Here is a 19,562-nt window from a genome sequence, read left to right on the forward strand (position 1 = left end):
GCTCCCGTCCTCAGAACGTCAGCAGGCCCATCGCCCGCAGCCGTGCGAGCAGCGGCAGCAGCGGCAGGCCGAGGATGGTCGAATGGTCGCCCTCGATCCGCGCGAACAGATGGATGCCGAGCGCTTCGAGCTGATAGGCGCCGACCGAGGTGGTGACGGCCGCGCCCGCCAGCCCGAGATAGGCCTCGATTTGCCCCGCATCGAGGGGCCGCATCGTCAGCCGCGCGGTCTCGACGAAGCCGTCTTCGTCGTCGCCGCGCACCAGCGCGACGGCGGAATGCAGCGCGTGGGTCCGGCCCTGGAGCCGGGCGAGATGGCCCGCCGCCGCGGCGCGGTCGGCGGGCTTGTGCAGGACCGCGCCGTTGCATTCGAGCACCTGATCGGCGCCCACCACGACCCGGCCGGGATGGCGCGCCGCGACGTCCCGCGCCTTGGCGCGGGCGAGATGGAGCGCGAGCGCGGCGGGTGGCAGGCCCCCCGCCTCGGCTTCCACCGCCCGCTCGTCGATCTCGGCCGGAACAGCCTCGACCGGCAGGCCCGCGCTCGCCAGGAGGTCGCGCCGGGTGCGGCTGCCGGAGGCGAGGATCAGGGGCTCGGCCGGACGCCAGGGAGAAGCAGTCACAAAAGATCTTTCCTTGTTTCTGGCCTCAAGCGCCGGCGGCCGCGTCCGCGGCCTTAGGCTGTTCGCTCCGCTAGACGCCTCGGCACAAGCCGAGGCCGCTGCGCGGGGCGCTCTTCGCGCCCGGAATACGGTGCCATCGCTCTTCGAGCGATGGCTTGGCCTTCTCACCTCAGCCCGCGCGCATCGATCCAATCGAAGGCGAGATCGATATCCGGCGGGGGCACCGAGAAGAACCCCTGCGCGTCGCGGGCGGTGCCGAACACGTAGCCGCTGGCGTGGCCGAGCACGTGGTCGAGCGAGCTTTGCAGGAAGCCGAGTTCGAGGCCGTTGTCGCGCAGGGACACGACGGTCGCGCCCGAGGGCGCGAACAGCGAGCCGTGCAGCCCCGAGCCGTACTCGCCGACGATCGTGGCCGCGGAACGGAACAGCGCGACCTGCTCCGGCACGCTCAGGCGCTCCGGCCGCACGATCTCGTAGCCGCGAGCGTGGGCGCGGGCCTCCAGCTCGGCCCGCTCGCGCAGCGTGCGGCGGTTGCGGGTGTCGGCGTTGTCGGAGCGGGAGATCAGCAGGCGGCGGGTGCCGGGCGGCGTCCGGCGGCGACCGAGGCGCCAGCGCGGCGGCGGAAACGCCCGGCGCAGGAGGAAGCGGCGGGCCTCGCGCATCAGCGGCGAGGCGCGGCCGGCAAAGCGCAGGGCGGTCGGCACCAGGAGTTCGCGGCAGGCGAGGCGGTCGCGCGCGCCGTCGTAGGCGACGATCCGGTCGTCGCCGATCCCGAGCAGCCGGAACCAGACTTTCGCGAAGTCCGGCGTGTCGGTCGGCAGGAGGTAGCGCAGGCGGGCGATGTCGTGGCCGGCCCGGTCGAGCAGGAAGAGTTTGGGCAGGAAATCGACCAGCCAGTGGCCGTACATCTGATGCCCGAGCCCGGCGAGCAGCACGACCGGCTCGGCGATCTCCACCAGCCGCAAGGCGCCGCGCCGGGCGGCCTGGGCCCGGTAGCCGGCCTCCTGGCTGACCGCGAAGGTGTTGAGCTGGTTGCAGTACTGCGCCACACGATCGAGGAAGATCACGCCCTCGGCCACCACCTCGGCGTCGGGCAGGGTGTAGAGGGTGGTGCCGAGCACGATGGTCTGCTCGAAATAGACCCGCATCAGCTCCGGGTGGACCGCGCCGACCATCAGGTCCGGCGGGCGAATCCAGTCGCGGAAGGACGGGCTCAGCTCGGTCCGGCGCCCACGGCCGGCGGCGACCGTGTCGCTCAGCTCGGCCGCCGCGAAGCCGGTCTCGTCGGGGACCGGCATCAGGTCGCGATGAATTTCAGGCGGTGTTCGCGGTAGAGGTCGAGGATCGCGGCGGCCGTCTCCTCGATCGAGCGGCGGGTCACGTCGATGGTCGGCCAGCGGTACTTGGCGCAGAGCCGGCGCGAGGCGGTGATCTCGTCGGTGACGGCGTCACGGTCCACGTAAGAGGAATTGTCGTCGGCCTTGAGGCTGAGCAGGCGGTTCTGGCGGATCTGGACGATGCGCTCGGGGCTGGCGATCAGGCCGACGATCAGCGCCTTGCGCACCCGGTCGAAGCTCGGCGGCAGCGGCATCGACGGCACCAGCGGGAGGTTGGCGGTCTTGAGGCCGCGGTTGGCCAGATAGATCGAGGTCGGCGTCTTCGAGGTGCGGCTGACGCCGACCAGCACCACGTCGGCCTCGTCGAGGTCGTCGGGCAGGTTGCCGTCGTCGTGGGCCAGCGTGAAGTTCATCGCGTCGATGCGCTTGAAGTACTCAGCGTTGAGCATGTGCTGGGCGCCGGGCCGCTCGGTCGAGGTCGCGCCGAGATAGGAGCGTAAGAGCGCGTGCACCGGCTGGAGCACGTTGAGCGTCGGCGAGCCGGTCTCGCGGCAGGCCTCCTCCAGGCGCTCGGTCAGCTCGTGGCCGACCAGCGTGTAGAGCACGAGGCCGGGCGCGGCCTTGATCTCGGAGATCACCCGTTCGAGCTGCGGCGCGGAGCGCACCAGCGGGTAGACGTGCTCGATCGCCGAGATGCCCTCGTACTGCACGGCGGCTGCGCGCCCGACATTGATCAGGGTCTCGCCGGTGGAATCCGAGACGAGGTGGAGATGGAAGTAGCTGCGGCTCATCGTGAGAGATCGGCTTTCGATGACGCATCCGGGCCGCGCGAACGCCGCCCGCCTCGCCGATGCTTAGAGGCGCGCGCGCCCGCAGGGAAGCCGGGCCGCTGCGAAGGGGCTTCTTCCCGCGGGTCCGAAGCCTGACGATCCCCCACCGCCGTCATCCCGGGGCCGCGCAGCGGAACCCGTGATCCACGACCGGCCGCGACGCCGTGCATCACGGGCGGGTTCCGGGTTCCGCTTCGCGGCCCCGGAAGGACGGAGAGGGGGCGCCGGGACGAGGAACGCCGCGGAAAACATCAGCGATTTAAGGGATTTGCGGGTATCAAAAGACCCCGTCATCCCCAGCCCGCCCGGCGGGAGTCGATGGATGGGGATAAACCGGCCCCCGAGCGGGTCGGCGCGGCGGCGGTGCCGATCTTGTCGACTCCGCCCTCAACACGGCGTCCCGCGCCCCTTGCCGGAATCGGGCAAGTGGGAGAATCCGGGACCGTCGGCCGCGGTTGGGCGCACGTGGGCTCGCAAGCCCATGGCAAGCTTGGCCTATCCGAGAGATTAGACCCAATCCGTTAAGAGCCGATTAACGCCGCGGCTGTGGGGAGGGCCTGTGGACGCGCTTGCGGCCCCACGATCCAACGTCCAAGAGAAAAAACAGAGATTCTAGAATCTCTCTTTCTTTAAGAGGGGCCGGGTTGGGGACGGACGAGGCGCGATCTCTCCGGCACCGAACCCAAGGCGACCGAGCGGGGCGGGAGACGGCATGGCGGACGCGACGATGGACAGGCCGGTGCTGCGCGTGCTCGGGGGCGAGGCGATCTCGCCGCCGCCGGCCTGGATGATGCGCCAAGCGGGCCGCTACCTCCCGGAATACCGGGCGACGCGGGCGGAGGCCGGCTCCTTCCTCGACCTCTGCTACAACCCGGCCTTCGCCACCGAGGTGACGCTCCAGCCGATCCGCCGCTTCGGCTTCGAGGCCTCGATCCTGTTCTCCGACATCCTCGTGGTGCCCCACGCGCTCGGCCAGGACGTGCGCTTCGTCGAGGGCGAGGGGCCGCGCCTCGACGCGCTGGAGGACCGCGCCCAGTTCGAGCGCCTGCGCGAGGCCGGCGACCCCGCGATCTTTTCGCATCTGGCGCCGGTTTTCGAGGCGGTGGAGCGCATCCGGGGGGCCCTGCCGCACGAGACCACGCTGCTCGGCTTCTGCGGCGCGCCGTGGACGGTGGCGAGCTACATGATCGGCGGGCGCGGCACGCCCGACCTCGCCCCGGCCCGCGCGCTCGCCGCCTCCGATCCGGCGCTGCTCGACGCGTTGCTGGACCGGCTGGTCACGGTCCAGACCGAGTACCTCGTGCGCCAGTTCCGCGCCGGGGTCGATGCGGTGCAGATCTTCGAGTCGCATGCCGGCGTGCTGCCTGATTCCGCCGACGGGGATGCCCTCAAGCGGTTCTCGCTCGGGCCCATCGCCCGCATGGTCTCAGGCATCCGGGCGCAGGTGCCGAACGCCAAGATCATCGTGTTCGCCCGCGGCTCCGGCCTCGACGGCCACGCCCGCGTCGTGCCGGAGACCGGGGCCGACGCCGTCGGCGTCGATTGGGGCGTGGATCTCGCGGCGCTTCGCCAGCGCGTGCCCGCCACCACCGTGACGCAGGGCAACCTGCATCCCGAGACGCTGATCGAGGGCGGAGAAAAGCTCGACGCCGAGGTGGACGCGATCCTGGCGGCGACCGCGGGCCTGCCGCACATCTTCAACCTCGGCCACGGCATCACCCCGCAGACGCCGGTCGCCCATGTCGAGCGGATGCTCGCCCGGCTCAGGACGGGCCGGTGAGCCGCATCCGCGTCGCCGCCCTGGCTCTGGTGCGGGAGGATCGGGACGGCGCGGCGCTGCTGGTGGTGCGCAAGCGCGGCAGCACCCGTTTCATGCTACCCGGCGGCAAGTTCGAGGGCGATGAGAGCGATGCGGCCTGCCTCGCTCGCGAATTGCGGGAGGAGTTGGGTCTGACCTTCGATCCGCAGACCGCCGTCGGCCTCGGCCGGTTCGAGGCGGAGGCCGCCAACGAGCCCGACCATGTCGTCGAGGCGGTCGTCTACCGGCAGGCGGCGCCGCCCGGCCTGAACCCGGTCTGCGGCGCCGAGATCGAAGAGATCGGCTGGCTCGCCCTGGATGACACGGCAGACGATCCGGCGATGCCGCTCGCGCCGCTTCTCACCCAACAGCTTCTGCCGCGCCTGCGCGCGACGTCCCCCACATCGCGGAGTCCCTCACCCGGTGTCTGAAAACCTGTACCTCTGGATCAAGGCCTTCCACGTCGTGGCGGTGATCGCCTGGATGGCCGCGATGCTCTACCTGCCGCGGCTGTTCGTCTATCACGCCGGCCTGCCGGCGGGCTCGCGGGTGCAGTCCGAGACCTTCAAGGTGATGGAGCGGCGACTGCTCAAGGCGATCATGACGCCGGCCCTGATCGTCACCTGGGGGCTCGGCCTGTGGCTCGCCTGGACCAGCGGCTACTACGCCTCGCCCTGGCTGCAGGCGAAGTTCGCCCTGGTGATCGCCATGAGCGGCGCTCACGGCTTCCTCGCCCGCGCGGTCAAGGATTTCGCCGCCGACCGCAACACCCGCAGCCAGCGCTTCTACCGGATCATCAACGAGGTGCCGACGGTGCTGATGATCGGCATCGTCATCCTGGCGATCGTGAAGCCGTGGTCGTGAAGGGCTTCCTGGCTCGAATCGTCCCACCCGGCGGCACCGCCGGGCCGTTCGCGTGTTGACGCCCCGAGCGTGGCCGTTCGCCACCGGGAGTTCTTCGATGCGCGCACCGATCCTCGCCCTGACGCTGAGCCTCATGGCCGGCCCAGCCTGCGCCGCGAGCTTCCCCTGCGCCAAGGCCGAGACCCCGGACGAGCGCGCGGTCTGCGACACCCGCGCCCTCAACGACCTCGACGTCGAGATGGGCGTGCGCTTCGACATCCTCAAAGACCTGCTGCCGATGGGCAACCGCACCAAGATGCAGGAGGATCAGGAGACCTGGCTCACCGACCGCCGCGCCTGCGGCGCCGACGTGGCCTGCCTGACCGCGGCCTACGAGAGCCGGCTGAAGCTTCTGCGGAGTGTGCTGTCGGAGTTCGCCAAGCAGGGTGGGCAGTAGCGCCGACGCACGGCGCCCTCCCACCCAACCCCCTCATCCTGAGGTGCTCGGCCGAAGGCTGAGCCTCGAAGGAGGGCTCCAGCGTATCGCGCGTTTCGCTGGAGCCCTCCTTCGAGGCCTCCGCTTCGCTGCGGCACCTCAGGATGAGGGGGGTGGGTAGGAAGAAGAAGCCGTCAGAGACGCGCCATCAGCCGCTCCGCCAGCGGGTTCTCCGCCGCGAAGGCGTAGTCGATCCGCCGCACGGTCACCGCCCGCGCGCCGGCCTGGACCAGGGCGTCGGAGAGGTCGAACACGGCGTCGGCCGGGCAGCGCAAAACAATCTCGCCGTCGGGGCCGCGCGGCGCGCCGTAGGGCAACTCGGCCTCGTGGAGCGCCGCGAGGGAGGCGAGATCGATGGCGCCGGATTCGGGCAAGCCCGCGCGCACCTCGCGGGTGGTGCGGGCGCGCTCTTCCGCGGCGATGCGGCCGAGCACCGTGCGCAGCGCCACCCGCGCGGTCTCGCCCCAATGGGCCTTCAGCGAGGCGACGAGGTTGGCCTCGGAGCGCAGCATCACCCCGTCGTCGAGGATTTTCAGCGCATTCGCCGCCAGCGTGGTGCCGGTGGTGGTGATGTCGACGATGATCTCCGCGGAGCCCGCGGCCGGCGCGCCCTCGGTGGCGCCCAGGCTCTCGACGATGCGGTAATCGGCGATGCCGGCATCCGCGAAGAAGCGGCGGGTCAGGTTCACGTACTTGGTGGCGATGCGCAGCCGCTTGCCCTGGCGCAGGCGCATTTCGCTCGCCACCTCGTCGAGGTCGCTCATGGCGCGCACATCGATCCAGGCCTGGGGCACCGCCACGACCACGCTGGCATGGCCGAAGCCGAGCGGGGTCAGCAGCTCGACGCTCGACGACGGATCGGGCAGCGTCTCGCGGATCAGGTCCTCGCCGGTGACGCCGAGATGGGCAGCACCACTGGCCAGTTGCCCGGCGATCTCGGAGGCCGAGAGGTAGCGCACCTCGACGCCGGGCACGCCGGCCAGCGTCCCGCGATACTCGCGCCCGCCCGCCTTCTGCACGAGCCGGAGGCCCGCGCGGGAGAAGAACGCGCTGGCGTTCTCCTGCAGCCGGCCCTTGGAGGGCACGGCCAGCACCAGGGGCTGATCGCTCATGCCGGAACTCCCTCAGCGCACCGGGACAGCCAGAAGGCGCAGCCGACCGCGGGCAGCGGCACGGGGCTGCCGAGTTGCTGCAACAGGCCGTCGTAGCGCCCGCCGCCCACCAGCGTCGGGCCGCCCTCTTGAGCCGTCACCTCGAAGATGAAGCCGGTGTAGTAATCGAGATTGCGGGCGAAACCCCCGGAGAAGCGGAATCGCTCGATGGGGAGTCCGCGCGCCGCCATGAAGCCGGTGCGCTCCTCGAACAGGGCGAGCGCGGCGTCGAGCCCTTCATGCCGAAGGCCCGCCTCCTGGGCGAGCGCCCGCACCGAGGCCGCAGCCGCGTCGGGATCGCCGGTGATCGCGCAGTAGCGCTCGATCAGGTCGCGGTTGCCCGGGTTCAGTCCGGCCCCGCCCTGCGCCTGCGCGGCGGCACGCGCCAGGAAGCGCTCGGCGATGGCGCCCGCGCTGCGCCCGCCGACCTGCGAGATGCCCGCGATCGACAGCACGTCCTCGACGAAGCCGCGCACGGCGCCGGCATCCTGGCCCTGGATCGCGGCGAGCAGGCCCGCATGCGGGTCCTCGGTCTGGGGATTGTTGGCCACGTCCGCCAGCGGCCGGCCGGCGGCGATGGCCCGCAGGGTCCGGCGCTTGGCGACCGGCGGCACGGCCAGCGCGTCGAGGAAGGCGTGGGTCAGGCCCATGTCGCCGAGCCGCACGGCCGTGTCCGTGCGCCCGAGCAGGTCGAGGCCCTCAAACGCCAGCCCGATCACCTCGGCGTCGGCCGCCGGCGTGTCGGTGCGCCCGATCGACTCGATGCCGCCCTGCACGAACTCGTCGGGCTCGCCCGCCGCGATCCGGAAGACCGGGCCGAGATAGCTGTAATCGGCGGCCTCGCCGGGCCGCGTCGCCTGGTGCAGGCGACACACGGGAATCGTGAATTCCGGCCGCAGGCAGAGTTCGGCCCCGCCGGAATCCTGCGTCACGAAGATGCGGCGGCGGATGTCCTCGCCTGAGAGTTCGAGGAACGGCTCCACCGGCTGCAGCACCGGCGGCGAGGCCGGCACGTAGCCGCAGGCCGCGAAATGCGCCCGCAGCCGCTCGTGCCGCACGGCCTCCGCCCCGCTGGGTCCGCCTGCCTCCGGTCTCGTCATGGGTTTCGGGTCCCGCTTGGATCCCGGCCCCCATAGCAACCGCCCGCCCTGTTGGCGACCTGTGGACCGATCATGGGACAGGCTTTTGACTGCGCAGGGATAATGGCTGCCCTACCAGACCAGCCGCTCGATCACCGCGTCCGGCCGCACCGGCTGGCGGCTGAGCCACCCGGCGATGTCGCCGAGGCTATGGTGGTCGGCGGTGACGCCCAACTCCTCCGCATGGATGCCGCGGGCCACCAGGATCGAGGGGATGCCGTAGGCGGCGGCGCCTGCGATGTCGGTGCGGATCGCATCGCCCACCGCGACCGTGCGGGCGATCTCGGGCGCCGGGCCGCCGGCGAGTTCGCCCGCCATCTTGAGCGCCGTCTCGTAGACCGGCCGGTACGGCTTGCCCGCATAGACCACCGCGCCGCCGATGGCCTCGTAGGCCTGGGCGATCAGGCCGGCGCAGGGGATCAGTTTCTTGTCGCGCTCGACCACGAGATCGGGGTTGGCGCAGATCATCGGCACGTTGCGGGCGCGGAAGTCCGCCAGGGTCTCGCGGTAGTCGTCCGCCGTCTCGGTGTCGTCGTCGAACAGGCCGGTGCAGACGACGCGCTGCGCGTCCTCGCCCGGCACCAGCGTCAGGTCGAGCCCCTCGAAGATCGGCGCGTCGCGCTCGGGGCCCAGGTGATGCACCCGCTCGCCCGGATGCTCGGCGATCAGCCGCCGGGTCAGGTCGCCGGAGGTCAGGATCGCGTCGTAGGCCTCCCGCGGCACGCCGTAGCCGTCGAGGATCGTTTGGACGCCGGGCCAGGGGCGCGGCGCGTTCGAGACGAGGATCACGCGCCGCCCCGGCAATGCGCGAAATCGGATCAGCGCCTCGCCCGCCGCGACATGGGCGCGGCGCCCGTCATGCAGCACGCCCCAGACGTCGCAGAGGATGAGGTCGTAGCGCTCGGCGACGGATTCGAAGTGGTGAAGGGTCGGGACGGGGGGAGGGGTCATTGAAAGAGTCCGTGCGGGCGGCCTTGTTGCGGGCTCTATACCTGTGTTCAGCCCCACTGAAGACCGCCACGGTGCATCCCTCTCCCCTCTGCGGGAGAGGGTGGCCCCCGAAGGGGGTCGGGTGAGGGGAGCCCGGTTTCCGGAGAATTCACCGTCGAACGCGGCCAAGCGGCACCGTCGCTCCCCTCTCCCGCCCGCTCCGCGGGCACCCTCCCCCGCAGAGGGGGGAGGGTTCTTTTTGCCGTCGCGCCTATCCCAAAAACCGCCCCACCAGCAGCCGCGCCAAGTCCCGCGGCGCGTCCGGCGTCAGCACCGCGAGCTTGCCCGAGGTCGAGAGCGAGGCGAGCCCGTGCAGCGCCGCCCACAACGCCGCCACCGCCCGGCGGCGCTCGCCCGCATCCGCGATCAGCGGCGCCAGCGCTTCATCGACGAGCCCGACCGGGCGGGCCAGCGCCGCCGCGTACCAGTCGGGAAACGGCTGGTCGGGGGCGGCCAGATGCTCGAACAGCAGGCTCCACACCCGCGGGTCGGCGGCCACGAACACGAGATAGGCGTCCGCCAGCGCCAGCGCGTTGTCCCGCGGCGCTCGGCCGGGATCGGTCGCGGCGGCGAGCGCCCCGTGCAGGCGCTCCAGCGTGCGGGCGTTGACCCGCAGCACCACCTGATCGAGGTCGCCGACCGCGTTGTAGATCGAGTTCGGCGCGTAGCCGATGGCACCCGCCAGCCGCCGCATCCCCAGCGCGCGGAAGCCTTCGTGGCGCACGAGGCTCTCGGCGGCGCCGGCCACCAGCGCGACGAAACCGTTGCGGTCGTGCTCCCCCCGCGGCCCGCTGCTGCGAGCGGTTTTCTTTTTACGCGGCGGCGTCGCCGAAGGGTCGTGCATCGTGGTCGGGGCGGCTCCATCCAGGGCCTCTCCCACCCCTCCCCTCATCCTGAGGTGCCGTGAAGCGGCCTCGAAGGAGGGCTCCAGATCACGCGCGATCCCTGGAGCCCTCCTTCGAGGCTGCGCTTCGCTCCGCACCTCAGGATGAGGGGGATGGGTGGGAGAACCGAAAAAGAAACGTGCGGGCTCGCACGCTCCGCGGCGATAGATTGCACGACGTTCAAAATCAACCTTGCGAGCCAATGCCCCACGGATAATTTGAACACCGTGCAAAGGCAGGATTTGACGCTGCGCCCATCGGCGGGCAGTCATGCCGGGAGCCCGGGAGACCACGATGTTCCGCACGCTGATGACGACGCGTCGCTTCGCGCCGCTGTTCTGGTGCCAGTTCTTCTCCGCGTTCAACGACAACTTCCTCAAGAACGCGCTCGCGCTGCTGATCCTGTTCCAGGTGAACGCCGAGAGTGGGGAGCAGGGCAGCGTGCTGGTGACGCTGGCGAGCGCGGTGTTCGTCGGGCCGTTCTTCATCCTGTCGGGGCTCGGCGGGCAGCTCGCCGACCGCTACGACAAGGCGCTGCTGGCCAAGCGGCTGAAATTCGCGGAAATCTTCGCGGCGCTGCTCTCGGTGCTGGGCTTCTGGCTGCACTCGGTGCCGCTGCTGTTCGGCGCGCTCGGCCTGTTCGGGATCATCGCGGCGCTGTTCGGGCCGATCAAGTACGGCATCCTGCCCGACCACCTGAAGCGCGAGGAGCTGACCGCGGGCAACGCGCTGGTCGAGGCCGCGACCTTCCTCGCGATCCTGCTCGGCACCATCACGGCGGGGCTCGCCATGGCGATGGGCGGCCACGCGCTCGGCCTCGGCGCCGGCCTGATGGGCATGGCGGTGCTGTGCTGGCTCGCCGCGCGCGCGATCCCGAAGACCGGCGAGGGCGCGCCCGACCTCAAGGTCGATCCCAACATCGCCCGCTCCACCGCCGACCTCCTGAAGGATCTGTGGGCCGACACGCGGCTGTGGCGCGGCTCGGTGATCGTGAGCTGGTTCTGGCTGGTGGGCGTCGTCGTGCTCTCGCTGCTGCCCACCCTCGTGCGCCAGACGCTGAACGGCACCGAGATCGTGGCGACCACGCTGCTCGCGATCTTCTCCGTCGGCATCGCGGTCGGCTCGGGGCTGGCCTCGTGGCTCGCCAGCGGCCGGATCGTGCTGCTGCCGACGCCGGTCGGCGCGGTGCTGATGGGCCTGTTCGGGCTCGATCTCGCCTGGGCGGTCTCGCACGTGCCGCCGCACGGGGTCGAGCCGGTCGGCGCGTGGGACTTCATCACCAGCCCGTCGGGCCTGCGCATCGCCCTCGACTTCGCCGGGCTCGCCACCGCGGGCGGGCTCTACGTCGTGCCGTCGTTTGCCGCCGTGCAGGCCTGGACCGAGAAGGCCAAGCGCGCCCGCGTCATCGGCGCGGTCAACGTGCTCACCGCTGCCTTCATGGTCGGCGGGACGCTGGCGCTCGCCGCGCTCCAGGCCGCGGGCCTGTCGATGGCGCAGCTCCTGGCGCTGGTGGCGGTGCTGAACCTGATCGTCGGCATCGTCATCTTGAAGACCCTGCCGACGAACCCGCTGCGCGACGCGCTCTCCATCCTGTTCCGCGCGGTCTACCGCCTGGAGGTGAAGGGGCTGGAGAACGTGGAGAAAGCGGGGCCGAACGCCATCGTCGCCCTCAACCACGTCTCGTTCCTCGACGCGCCGCTGGCCCTCTCGCTGCTCGATCAGGACCCGGTCTTCGCCATCGACCACGGCATCGCGCAGCGCTGGTGGGTGAAGCCGTTCCTCAGCGTCGCCAAGGCGATGCCCCTCGACCCGACCCGCCCGCTCGCCACCCGCACGCTGATCAACGCGGTGAAATCCGGCGAGACGCTGATCATCTTCCCCGAGGGCCGGCTCACCGTCACGGGGAGCCTGATGAAGGTCTATGACGGCGCCGGGCTCATCGCCGACAAGTCCGGCGCCATGGTGGTGCCGGTGAAGATCGACGGGCCCGAGCGCACGATCTTCTCGCGGTTGAAGCGCGATCAGGTGCGGCGCGCATGGTGGCCCAAGATCACCGTGACGATCATGCCGCCGGTGCGGCTCACCGTCGATCCGGCGCTCAAGGGCAAGAACCGCCGCCGCGCCGCGGGCGCCGCGCTCTACGACATCATGTCGGACCTCGTGTTCGAGACCGCCGACATCGAGCGCGGCGTGTTCGAAGCCCTGATCGAGGCCGGGCGGACTCATGGCTGGCGGCGCACGGCGCTCGAAGACCCGGTCTCCGGCACCATGAGCTACGCCCGTCTCGTGATGGGCGCCAACATCCTCGGCCGGAAGCTCCAGGCGCTCCTGCCCGATGACAAAAAGCCCGTCGGGCTGATGCTGCCGAACGCCAACGGCGCGGCCGTCACCTTCTTCGCGCTGGCCAGCGCGGGTCGCGTCCCGGCGATGATCAACTTCTCCGCCGGACCCGCGGCGGTGCTCTCGGCCTGCAAGGCGGCGGAGGTCGACACCATCCTCACCTCCCGCGCCTTCATCGAGAAGGGCCGCCTCGGCGCCCTGATCGACGGCATCGAGGATTCGGTGCGCCTCATCTATCTGGAGGAGGTGCGCGGCAGCGTCGGGACGGGGGACAAGCTCAAGGGCTTCTTGAGTCCCCGCCGCCCCCTCGTCATCCGAAAGGGCAGCGACCCGGCCGCGATCCTGTTCACGTCGGGCTCGGAAGGGGCGCCGAAGGGCGTGGTGCTGGCCAACCGGGCGATGCTCGCCAACACCGCCCAGGTCGCCGCCCGCATCGATTTCGGGCCGCGCGACAAGGTGTTCAACGTGCTGCCCGTGTTCCACGCCTTCGGGCTGACGGCGGGGCTGGTGCTGCCGCTGGTCTCCGGCGTGCCGGTCTACCTCTATCCGTCCCCGCTGCATTACCGGATCGTGCCCGAACTCATCTACGGCACGAACGCCACCGTCCTGTTCGGCACCGACACCTTCCTCACCGGCTACGCCAAGATGGCCCATTCCTACGACCTGCGGAGCCTCCGCTACGTCGTGGCCGGGGCCGAGCCGGTGAAGCAGACCACCCGCAAGACCTGGGCGGAAAAGTTCGGCCTGCGCATCCTGGAGGGCTACGGCGTCACCGAGTGCGGGCCGGTGCTGGCGCTCAACACGCCGATGTTCAACCGCTTCGGCACGGTCGGTCGGCTCCTGCCCGGCATCGAGTCGCGGCTCGAGCCGGTGCCCGGCATCGACGAGGGCGGACGCCTCTCGGTGCGCGGCCCCAACATCATGCTTGGGTATCTCCGCGCCGAAAAACCCGGCGTGCTGGAGGCCCCCGTGGAGGGCTGGCACGACACCGGCGACATCGTGGCCATCGACGCGGACGGCTTCGTGACGATCAAGGGCCGGGCCAAGCGCTTCGCCAAGATCGCGGGCGAGATGGTGTCGCTGGCCGGCGTCGAGGCGCTCGCCGCCGAACTCTGGCCCGACGCCCCGAGCGCGGTCGCCGCCGTGGCGGATGCCCGCAAGGGCGAGCGCCTGATCCTGTTCACGGAAGTGAAGGGCGCCACCCGCGCCGCCTACCAGACATTCGCCAAGAGCCGCGGTGCCCCCGAGATCGCGGTGCCGGCGGAAGTGGTGGTGCTGGATGCTCTGCCGATGCTCGGCACCGGCAAGGTCGATCAGCTCGGCGTGACCAAGCTGGCGAAGGAGCGGGCGGCGACCGCGGAGGCGGCGTGAGGAATCGGGTATCTCCCCTCCTCACCCTCATCCTGAGGTGCGGAGCGAAGCGCAGCCTCGAAGGAGGGCTCCAGGGATCGCGCGTGATCTGGAGCCCTCCTTCGAGGCCGCTTCACGGCACCTCAGGATGAGGGGATTTGGTAGGATGAATTGATCAAGAGGCTCTCACGAACGAGCCGCAAATCGACAGGCTCGTATCGGAAAAAGACCTGATGGAGATCTGCCGTGGCGACGAAGCCTAAATACAGGAGCGACGTGTCCGAGGCGATCCACAGCTCGGCAGCCATGCTCCACAAGGTCGGAGCGCTGGACAAGGCCACCATGCGCGACTTCGATGCGCGCCACTTGTCCGTGCCGGACAGGATCGAGCCCGCTCAGATCAAGCAGATTCGCGAGGCCAACAACGTCAGCCAGCCGGTGTTCGCGCGCTATCTCAACACCAGCGAGAGCACGGTCGAGAAGTGGGAGACGGGTGCCAAGCGTCCCAGCCGGATGGCCCTGAAGCTTCTGACGGTGGTCCAAAAGCACGGCCTGCAGGTGCTCGCCTAACGGTCGATCACCTCGGCAGCCCGTCCTCGCCGTAGAGGGGTCCTGGCCGCACCAGTTCGGTCGACTGCCCCTCGGCCTCCGTCACGGGACCTGCATCGCCCGCTCCGCTTCATGCTCGGTCGAAATCTGGACCAGGGGACGGTCCGGGACAAGAACCGGTGCGGCGGGCGGCGCGGCCGCAGCCGAACTTAAACCATTCTTACCCCTATCCTGCCCGCCGTCCCAAGCTTTCCGGTTCCGTGTCGATGTCCCTCTCCCGCCGCCGCTTCCTCGCCACGTCGCTCGGCCTCGCCGTCGCGGGCCCCGCCGCCGCGCAGAGCTATGGCCAGTTCTTCAAGGTCGAGAACGACGAGGGCCGCCCGGTCGCCAACATGCGGCTGCCGGGCGAGATCACCGGCCAGATCCCGGAACTGCGCGGCGTCACCTATGTCGGCCCGCGCGACGCCGAGGTCACGCTGTACGAGTTCTTCGACTACAACTGCCCCTGGTGCCGCAAGGCCGCCGCCGACGTCACCGCGCTCTCCGGCAGCGACGCGCGTTTACGCATCGGCCTCGTCCACAACCCGATCCTATCGCCGATGTCGGCGCAGGCGGCCAAGGTTTCGCTCGCGGTCCAGCGCAAGCTCGGCTCGGCCGCGGCCTTCGCCTTCTACGGCCAGCTGCTCGCCACCAAGGGCCAGATCGACGGCCTCAAGGCCCTCGATGTCGGCGCCAAGACCGGCGTGCCCCGCGCCGAACTCGAAGAAATCGCCGACAGCGAGGAGGTGCGCCAGGCTTTGCGCGCCCACATGAACGTCGCGGCCAATCTCGGGCTCACCGCGACCCCGTCCTACGTGCTCGGCAACACCAGCGTGCTCGGCCATCCCGGCGTGAAGTCGCTGGCCCGGATGATCGCGGCGATGCGCCGGTGCGACCAGATCGCGTGTGGGTAGCGGCTGCTCGAGAATCCGGAGCCCGCGGCGATGACGCCGTTCAGTGAGCCTTGCGCGTCGAGACCCAGAAGACCCCGAGCCCGAGGACCAGGGCCGCGAGCGGGAACAGGAAGGGGCCGACCGTCTCAAGGGTCGTCATGGCGTCAACTCCCGAAGGATGCCTCGTGCGAGGAGATGTAGGGCTCCGCTGATGATCCAGCAAAAGCCGGCCAATCCGTAGATCAGGCCGGCCCCCGCCGAGGCCGGCGTGCCGGCGGACAGCAAAGCGATCAACGGCGCCAAGCCGCCGACCGCGAAGGTGGCGATGGCGAGACCGTTCACGTAGGTCGCGCTGAGCTTCGCCCGCTCGTTCCGGATGAGAGCACGGCGGGCATCCGGCGGTTTCGACGAGGTTTCGGAATCAGGCACCGCTCGGCTTCGACATCGGTGGCCCGAGGATGCCGAGGATCGTGCGGTGTTCGCAAGCGGCTCTGGTCGGGGCTCCGCCCCGTACCCCGCCAAAGGGATGATCCCTTTGGAATCTCAGGATTTCGGGCGACCGCGCCTCAGCAAAAACACCCCCTGCGCGCCGATCAGGTTCCAGAACCACCACGGCATCGAGAAGCGCATCGGGCGACCGCGGACGTCGAGCGCGGTCGCCTTCTCGATGCGGGCACCGACGAGGCGGCACAGGCCGACGAAGTCGCGGATGGTGCAGTGGTGGATGTTGGCGGTCTCGTACCACGCCTCCGGCATGGTCTCGGTCACCGGCATCCGGCCGCGGAAGGCGAGTTCGGCCCGCACCCGCCAATGGCCGAAATTCGGAAACGAGATCACCACCTGCCGCCCGATACGCAACAGGTGCTCCAGCACGATCCGCGGGTTGCGCGTCGCCTGAATGGTCTGGGACAGGATCACGACGTCGAAGGCGTCGTCGGGATAGTTGGCGAGATCGGTGTCGGCGTCGCCCTGGATCACCGGCAGGCCGCGACTGAGACAGGCGTTGACGCCCTCGCGCGACAGCTCGATGCCGCGGCCGTCGACCCCGCGGCGGTCGCGCAGCAGCGCCAGGAGCGAGCCGTCGCCGCAGCCGATGTCGAGCACGCGCGCGCCGGGCGGCACGAGGCCGAGCACGACGAGGTGGTCGATGCGCGCGCCCGCCTCGCGCGGCAGGCCCTCGGCGGCCTCCCACGGGGTGTCGGAGGCGGCGTCGGTGAAGCGTTCCGTCTCCACGGCGGGCCCGCTCACAGGCCGCGCGCCCGCGCCGCCGCGTCGATGAAGCCGCGGGCCGCGGAGAACATCGCCGGCTCGTCGAGCAGGAAGGCGTCGTGGCCCTTGTCGCTCTCGACCTCGACGAAGGCGACAGGCGCGGCGACCGCGTTCAGCGCGTGGACGATGGCGCGGGAATCGGACGTCGGAAACAACCAGTCGGAGGTGAAGGACATCACGCAGAAGCGGGTCTTGGAGCCGCGGAAGGCTTCCGCCAGCACGCCGCCATGGTCCTCGGCGAGGTCGAAATAGTCCATCGCCCGGGTGAGGTAGAGATAGGCGTTGGCGTCGAACCGCTCGACGAAGGAGAGGCCCTGATGGCGCAGGTAGCTCTCGATCTGGAAGTCGGCGTTGAAGGAGAAGGTCGGCGCGGCCCGGTTCTGCAGGCGACGGCCGAACTTGCGGTGCAAAGCCGGCTCCGACAGGTAGGTGATGTGTGCGCCCATCCGGGCGACGCCGAGCCCCTTGGACGGCCGGGTGCCGGCCTCGAGGTAGCGCCCCTCGCTCCAGGCCGGGTCGGCCATGATGGCTTGGCGCCCGACCTCGTGGAAGGCGATGTTCTGCGCCGAGTGGCGCGGGCCCGTGGCGATCGGCATCGCGGCGAAGACCCGCTCGGGGAAGAGCGAGGCCCATTGCAGCACCTGCATCCCGCCCATCGAGCCGCCGATGCACAGGAACAGATCGGAAATACCCAGCCGGTCGAGCAGCATCGCCTGGGCGCGCACCATGTCGCGGATCGTCACCAGCGGGAAATCGAGCCCGTAGGGACGCCCCGTGGCCGGATCGAGCGAGGCCGGGCCGGTCGAGCCCATGCAGGAGCCGATGACGTTGGAGCAGACGACGAAGTAGCGATTCGTATCGACCGGCTTGCCCGGCCCCACCAGCGTCTCCCACCAGCCGGGCTTGGCCGTGACCGGATGCGGGTGGGCGAAGTGCTGGTCGCCGGTGAGCGCGTGGCAGATCAGCACCGCGTTGGAGCGATCCGCGTTGAGCGTGCCCGCGGTCTGGTAGGCGATCTGGAACGGCCCGAGCCGGGCGCCGGAATCCATCGCCAGCGGCTCTTGCGCCGAGAAGCGCATCACCGGGCTGCGCGGGTCCATCGCCTGCGAGACCTCGCGGCGCGCGTCCTCGCGGAGCACTGTGTCGCCGCCCGGCTCGATATGGGTGAGGGTGGAATCCATCACGCGTCCCGGATGCCTCATAGAGCATCGGCTTTTTCCGAAAGCCGGTTCCCACCTTTCGGGCCGATGCTTAAGCCCGGAGCCGGCCCGCCGGAGGCGCCGCCCGTCCTTCGGCATCCCGCAAGATTTCGGGGGCCCGGCCCGCGGCGCCCGTCACGGGGCAGCCCTCGGTCGGGCTTCCATCGGAGGTAATGCCCGGCCGGGCGAGCGTCAACGCGAGCGAGAGAAAGCTTGACCTGTCGAAGCCCATGCCTCGCATGCGGCTCTTCGTCGGGGCAGCGCCGGAGAGAGAATCATGCTATCGATTGCGCACGATGCAATGCCTCGCCCGCGCGAACGGTTTTCGTTCCGGGCGATCCTTTCCGGAGGCTTCATCATGAACCGCCGTGAGACCCTACGTGCCGGCGCCTCGTTCCTCGGGCTCTTCGCCGCCGCCCGCCTCGCCGGACCGGCGTTGGCCGAGACGGCTAAGACGTTCGAGGTGACCAAGACCGAGGCCGAGTGGCGCAGCGCTTTGAGCCCCGCCGCCTACAACGTGCTGCGCCAGCACGGCACCGAGCGGGCCGGCACCAGCCCGCTCGACAAGGAGAAGCGCGCCGGCCGCTTCTCCTGCGCCGGCTGCGACCTGCCGCTTTTCTCGTCCGAGACCAAGTTCGAGAGCGGCACCGGCTGGCCGAGTTTCTACCGGCCGCTGCCGGACGCGGTCGGCACGCAGGTCGACACCGCCTACGGCATGCGCCGCACCGAGGTGCATTGCCGCCGCTGCGGCGGGCATCTCGGCCACGTCTTCGAGGACGGGCCGCGCCCGACCGGCCTGCGCTACTGCATGAACGGCGTGGCCCTGCGCTTCGAGCCCGCCGCCGACCAAAAGGGAGCCGCGCTATGACACAGGACACCCCTCGCCATCCGCGTTCCGCGAAGGCGCTCTGGCTCGGCGGCCTCGCGGGGCTCGGTCTTCTGGCCGCCACCGCGCTGCCGCTCGCCCCGGTCTCGGCGGAAGAGGTCGGGCGGCGCCTGCCCGACGCCGCCGAGCGGGCGCAGGAGGGCGCCGGCCTTCGCACCGCGACGCTCGCGGGCGGCTGCTTCTGGGGCGTGCAGGGCGTGTTCCAGCACGTGAAGGGCGTGAAGCAGGCGGTCTCGGGCTATGCCGGCGGCACCAAGGCCAGCGCCAACTACAACGAGGTCGGCACCGGCCGCACCGGCCACGCCGAGGCGGTGCAGATCACCTACGATCCGGCGGTGATCCGCTACGACGAGCTGTTGCAGATCTTCTTCTCGGTGGCGCTCGACCCGACCCAGGTGAACCGCCAGGGCCCCGACACCGGCCCGCAATACCGCTCCGCCGTGTTCCCGGCGGATGCCGAGCAGGCGCGGGTGGCCAAGGCCTATATCGGCCAGTTGGATGCCGAGAAGGCGTTCTCCCGGCCCATCGCCACGACGATCGAGCCCAACGCCGCCTTCTACCCGGCGGAGGACTACCACCAGGACTACATGACCCTGCACCCGAACAACGGCTACATCGTCGCCAACGACGCGCCGAAGCTGCAGGATCTCAAGACGCACTTCCCCGAGCGGGCGAACGCCAAGCCGGTGCTGGTGGGGAAGTCGAAGGCGTAAGCCTTACTCTCCTCCCCCTTGTGGGGAGGAGCCGGAGGTGGGGGTGGTTCAGTATGAGGCGCGACGGTGCCTTCTGCACGACCCCCACCCCTACCCCTCCCCACAAGGGCAGGGCTATCGCATATGACTTTTCGGCGCGTCGATCCGCGTTGAAGGCCATGCGTTGACGCCTCCTTATAGACAGGAGGTGATCGATGCTGGAAGTGCAGGGTTTGTTTTCGGCGGTGCCGGACC

At 70.3% G+C, this 19,562-nt stretch carries 19 protein-coding genes; 9 read left to right on the plus strand and 10 right to left on the minus strand.

The window, feature by feature from the left end:
• Nucleotides 1-10 precede the first annotated feature (10 nt).
• The 3 genes from AAHG03_RS10190 to AAHG03_RS10200 form a co-directional block, all read right to left on the minus strand.
• Nucleotides 11-622 (minus strand): Maf family protein, encoded by a 612-nt coding sequence (locus tag AAHG03_RS10190; protein WP_342150513.1) that lies wholly within the window; start codon nt 620-622, stop codon nt 11-13.
• Between the two features lie 164 nt (nt 623-786).
• A complete protein-coding gene (locus AAHG03_RS10195) occupies nt 787-1,920 on the minus strand; it encodes a glycosyltransferase family 61 protein (protein WP_342150514.1) in 1,134 nt (377 codons plus the stop codon).
• Nucleotides 1,920-2,750 (minus strand): pyruvate, water dikinase regulatory protein, encoded by an 831-nt coding sequence (locus tag AAHG03_RS10200; protein ID WP_342150515.1) that lies wholly within the window; start codon nt 2,748-2,750, stop codon nt 1,920-1,922. The genes AAHG03_RS10195 and AAHG03_RS10200 overlap by 1 nt, the downstream gene beginning before the upstream one ends.
• Nucleotides 2,751-3,501: 751 nt before the next feature.
• On the opposite strand from AAHG03_RS10200, the gene hemE reads away from it, so the two are divergent.
• The 4 genes from hemE (at nt 3,502) to AAHG03_RS10220 (ending at nt 5,887) form a co-directional block, all read left to right on the plus strand.
• Nucleotides 3,502-4,569 (plus strand): uroporphyrinogen decarboxylase, encoded by a 1,068-nt coding sequence (hemE, locus tag AAHG03_RS10205; RefSeq protein WP_342150516.1) that lies wholly within the window; start codon nt 3,502-3,504, stop codon nt 4,567-4,569.
• Nucleotides 4,566-5,018 carry an NUDIX hydrolase gene (locus AAHG03_RS10210; RefSeq protein WP_342150517.1) on the plus strand — a complete coding sequence of 151 codons (453 nt, stop codon included), beginning with the start codon at nt 4,566-4,568 and terminating at the stop codon, nt 5,016-5,018. The genes hemE and AAHG03_RS10210 overlap by 4 nt, the downstream gene beginning before the upstream one ends.
• Complete coding sequence (gene hemJ, locus AAHG03_RS10215) at nt 5,011-5,451, plus strand: protoporphyrinogen oxidase HemJ (RefSeq protein WP_342150518.1); 441 nt, start codon at nt 5,011-5,013, stop codon at nt 5,449-5,451. Before AAHG03_RS10210 ends, hemJ begins: the two co-directional genes overlap by 8 nt.
• 97 nt (nt 5,452-5,548) lie before the next feature.
• A complete protein-coding gene (locus tag AAHG03_RS10220; RefSeq protein WP_342150519.1) occupies nt 5,549-5,887 on the plus strand; it encodes a lysozyme inhibitor LprI family protein in 339 nt (112 codons plus the stop codon).
• Nucleotides 5,888-6,060: 173 nt separating this feature from the next.
• On the opposite strand, the gene hisG is transcribed toward AAHG03_RS10220, so the two are convergent.
• From hisG to AAHG03_RS10240, 4 genes are all read right to left on the minus strand, one after another.
• Nucleotides 6,061-7,038 (minus strand): ATP phosphoribosyltransferase, encoded by a 978-nt coding sequence (hisG, locus tag AAHG03_RS10225; protein WP_342150520.1) that lies wholly within the window; start codon nt 7,036-7,038, stop codon nt 6,061-6,063.
• Nucleotides 7,035-8,177 (minus strand): ATP phosphoribosyltransferase regulatory subunit, encoded by a 1,143-nt coding sequence (locus AAHG03_RS10230; RefSeq protein ID WP_342150521.1) that lies wholly within the window; start codon nt 8,175-8,177, stop codon nt 7,035-7,037. Before AAHG03_RS10230 ends, hisG begins: the two co-directional genes overlap by 4 nt.
• 111 nt (nt 8,178-8,288) lie before the next feature.
• Nucleotides 8,289-9,167: a TIGR01459 family HAD-type hydrolase gene (locus AAHG03_RS10235; protein ID WP_342150522.1), complete on the minus strand. Its 879-nt coding sequence runs from the start codon at nt 9,165-9,167 to the stop codon at nt 8,289-8,291.
• 250 nt (nt 9,168-9,417) lie between these two features.
• Nucleotides 9,418-10,050, minus strand: coding sequence for a TetR/AcrR family transcriptional regulator (locus AAHG03_RS10240; RefSeq protein WP_342150523.1), 633 nt, complete (start codon nt 10,048-10,050; stop codon nt 9,418-9,420).
• A 334-nt stretch (nt 10,051-10,384) separates the two neighbouring features.
• Between AAHG03_RS10240 and AAHG03_RS10245 the strand changes: the two genes are divergently transcribed.
• From AAHG03_RS10245 to AAHG03_RS10255, 3 genes are all read left to right on the plus strand, one after another.
• Nucleotides 10,385-13,801 (plus strand): acyl-[ACP]--phospholipid O-acyltransferase, encoded by a 3,417-nt coding sequence (locus AAHG03_RS10245; protein WP_342150537.1) that lies wholly within the window; start codon nt 10,385-10,387, stop codon nt 13,799-13,801.
• A gap of 225 nt (nt 13,802-14,026) precedes the next feature.
• Nucleotides 14,027-14,350 carry a helix-turn-helix domain-containing protein gene (locus AAHG03_RS10250; protein ID WP_342150524.1) on the plus strand — a complete coding sequence of 108 codons (324 nt, stop codon included), beginning with the start codon at nt 14,027-14,029 and terminating at the stop codon, nt 14,348-14,350.
• A 245-nt stretch (nt 14,351-14,595) separates the two neighbouring features.
• Nucleotides 14,596-15,282 carry a DsbA family protein gene (locus AAHG03_RS10255; RefSeq protein ID WP_342150525.1) on the plus strand — a complete coding sequence of 229 codons (687 nt, stop codon included), beginning with the start codon at nt 14,596-14,598 and terminating at the stop codon, nt 15,280-15,282.
• 135 nt (nt 15,283-15,417) lie between these two features.
• Here the strand turns inward: AAHG03_RS10255 and AAHG03_RS10260 are convergent, their stop codons facing one another.
• From AAHG03_RS10260 to metX, 3 genes are all read right to left on the minus strand, one after another.
• A complete protein-coding gene (locus tag AAHG03_RS10260; protein ID WP_342150526.1) occupies nt 15,418-15,690 on the minus strand; it encodes an amino acid transporter in 273 nt (90 codons plus the stop codon).
• A gap of 114 nt (nt 15,691-15,804) precedes the next feature.
• Nucleotides 15,805-16,494: a methionine biosynthesis protein MetW gene (gene metW / locus AAHG03_RS10265; RefSeq protein WP_342150527.1), complete on the minus strand. Its 690-nt coding sequence runs from the start codon at nt 16,492-16,494 to the stop codon at nt 15,805-15,807.
• Between the two features lie 11 nt (nt 16,495-16,505).
• Nucleotides 16,506-17,711 (minus strand): homoserine O-acetyltransferase MetX, encoded by a 1,206-nt coding sequence (gene metX / locus AAHG03_RS10270; RefSeq protein ID WP_342150528.1) that lies wholly within the window; start codon nt 17,709-17,711, stop codon nt 16,506-16,508.
• 376 nt (nt 17,712-18,087) lie between these two features.
• On the opposite strand from metX, the gene msrB reads away from it, so the two are divergent.
• Both msrB and msrA read left to right on the plus strand, forming a co-directional pair.
• Nucleotides 18,088-18,597 (plus strand): peptide-methionine (R)-S-oxide reductase MsrB, encoded by a 510-nt coding sequence (gene msrB / locus AAHG03_RS10275; RefSeq protein ID WP_342150529.1) that lies wholly within the window; start codon nt 18,088-18,090, stop codon nt 18,595-18,597.
• On the plus strand, nt 18,594-19,328 hold the full coding sequence (gene msrA, locus AAHG03_RS10280; protein ID WP_342150530.1) for a peptide-methionine (S)-S-oxide reductase MsrA: 735 nt from the start codon (nt 18,594-18,596) through the stop codon (nt 19,326-19,328). The genes msrB and msrA overlap by 4 nt, the downstream gene beginning before the upstream one ends.
• The last annotated feature ends 234 nt before the right edge of the window (nt 19,329-19,562 follow it).

This window comes from Methylorubrum subtropicum (genome assembly GCF_038442325.1).
In the GTDB taxonomy this organism is placed as follows: domain Bacteria; phylum Pseudomonadota; class Alphaproteobacteria; order Rhizobiales; family Beijerinckiaceae; genus Methylobacterium; species Methylobacterium subtropicum.

Coding starts and splice junctions, on each gene's coding strand:
- AAHG03_RS10195 (WP_342150514.1), bottom strand. CDS start 1,920: ATGCCGGTCCCCGACGAGACCGGCTTCGCGGCGGCCGAGCTGAGCGAC.
- AAHG03_RS10200 (WP_342150515.1), bottom strand. CDS start 2,750: ATGAGCCGCAGCTACTTCCATCTCCACCTCGTCTCGGATTCCACCGGC.
- hemE (WP_342150516.1), top strand. CDS start 3,502: ATGGCGGACGCGACGATGGACAGGCCGGTGCTGCGCGTGCTCGGGGGC.
- AAHG03_RS10220 (WP_342150519.1), top strand. CDS start 5,549: ATGCGCGCACCGATCCTCGCCCTGACGCTGAGCCTCATGGCCGGCCCA.
- hisG (WP_342150520.1), bottom strand. CDS start 7,038: ATGAGCGATCAGCCCCTGGTGCTGGCCGTGCCCTCCAAGGGCCGGCTG.
- AAHG03_RS10230 (WP_342150521.1), bottom strand. CDS start 8,177: ATGACGAGACCGGAGGCAGGCGGACCCAGCGGGGCGGAGGCCGTGCGG.
- AAHG03_RS10235 (WP_342150522.1), bottom strand. CDS start 9,167: ATGACCCCTCCCCCCGTCCCGACCCTTCACCACTTCGAATCCGTCGCC.
- AAHG03_RS10240 (WP_342150523.1), bottom strand. CDS start 10,050: ATGCACGACCCTTCGGCGACGCCGCCGCGTAAAAAGAAAACCGCTCGC.
- AAHG03_RS10245 (WP_342150537.1), top strand. CDS start 10,385: ATGTTCCGCACGCTGATGACGACGCGTCGCTTCGCGCCGCTGTTCTGG.
- AAHG03_RS10255 (WP_342150525.1), top strand. CDS start 14,596: ATGTCCCTCTCCCGCCGCCGCTTCCTCGCCACGTCGCTCGGCCTCGCC.
- metX (WP_342150528.1), bottom strand. CDS start 17,711: ATGGATTCCACCCTCACCCATATCGAGCCGGGCGGCGACACAGTGCTC.
- msrB (WP_342150529.1), top strand. CDS start 18,088: ATGAACCGCCGTGAGACCCTACGTGCCGGCGCCTCGTTCCTCGGGCTC.
- msrA (WP_342150530.1), top strand. CDS start 18,594: ATGACACAGGACACCCCTCGCCATCCGCGTTCCGCGAAGGCGCTCTGG.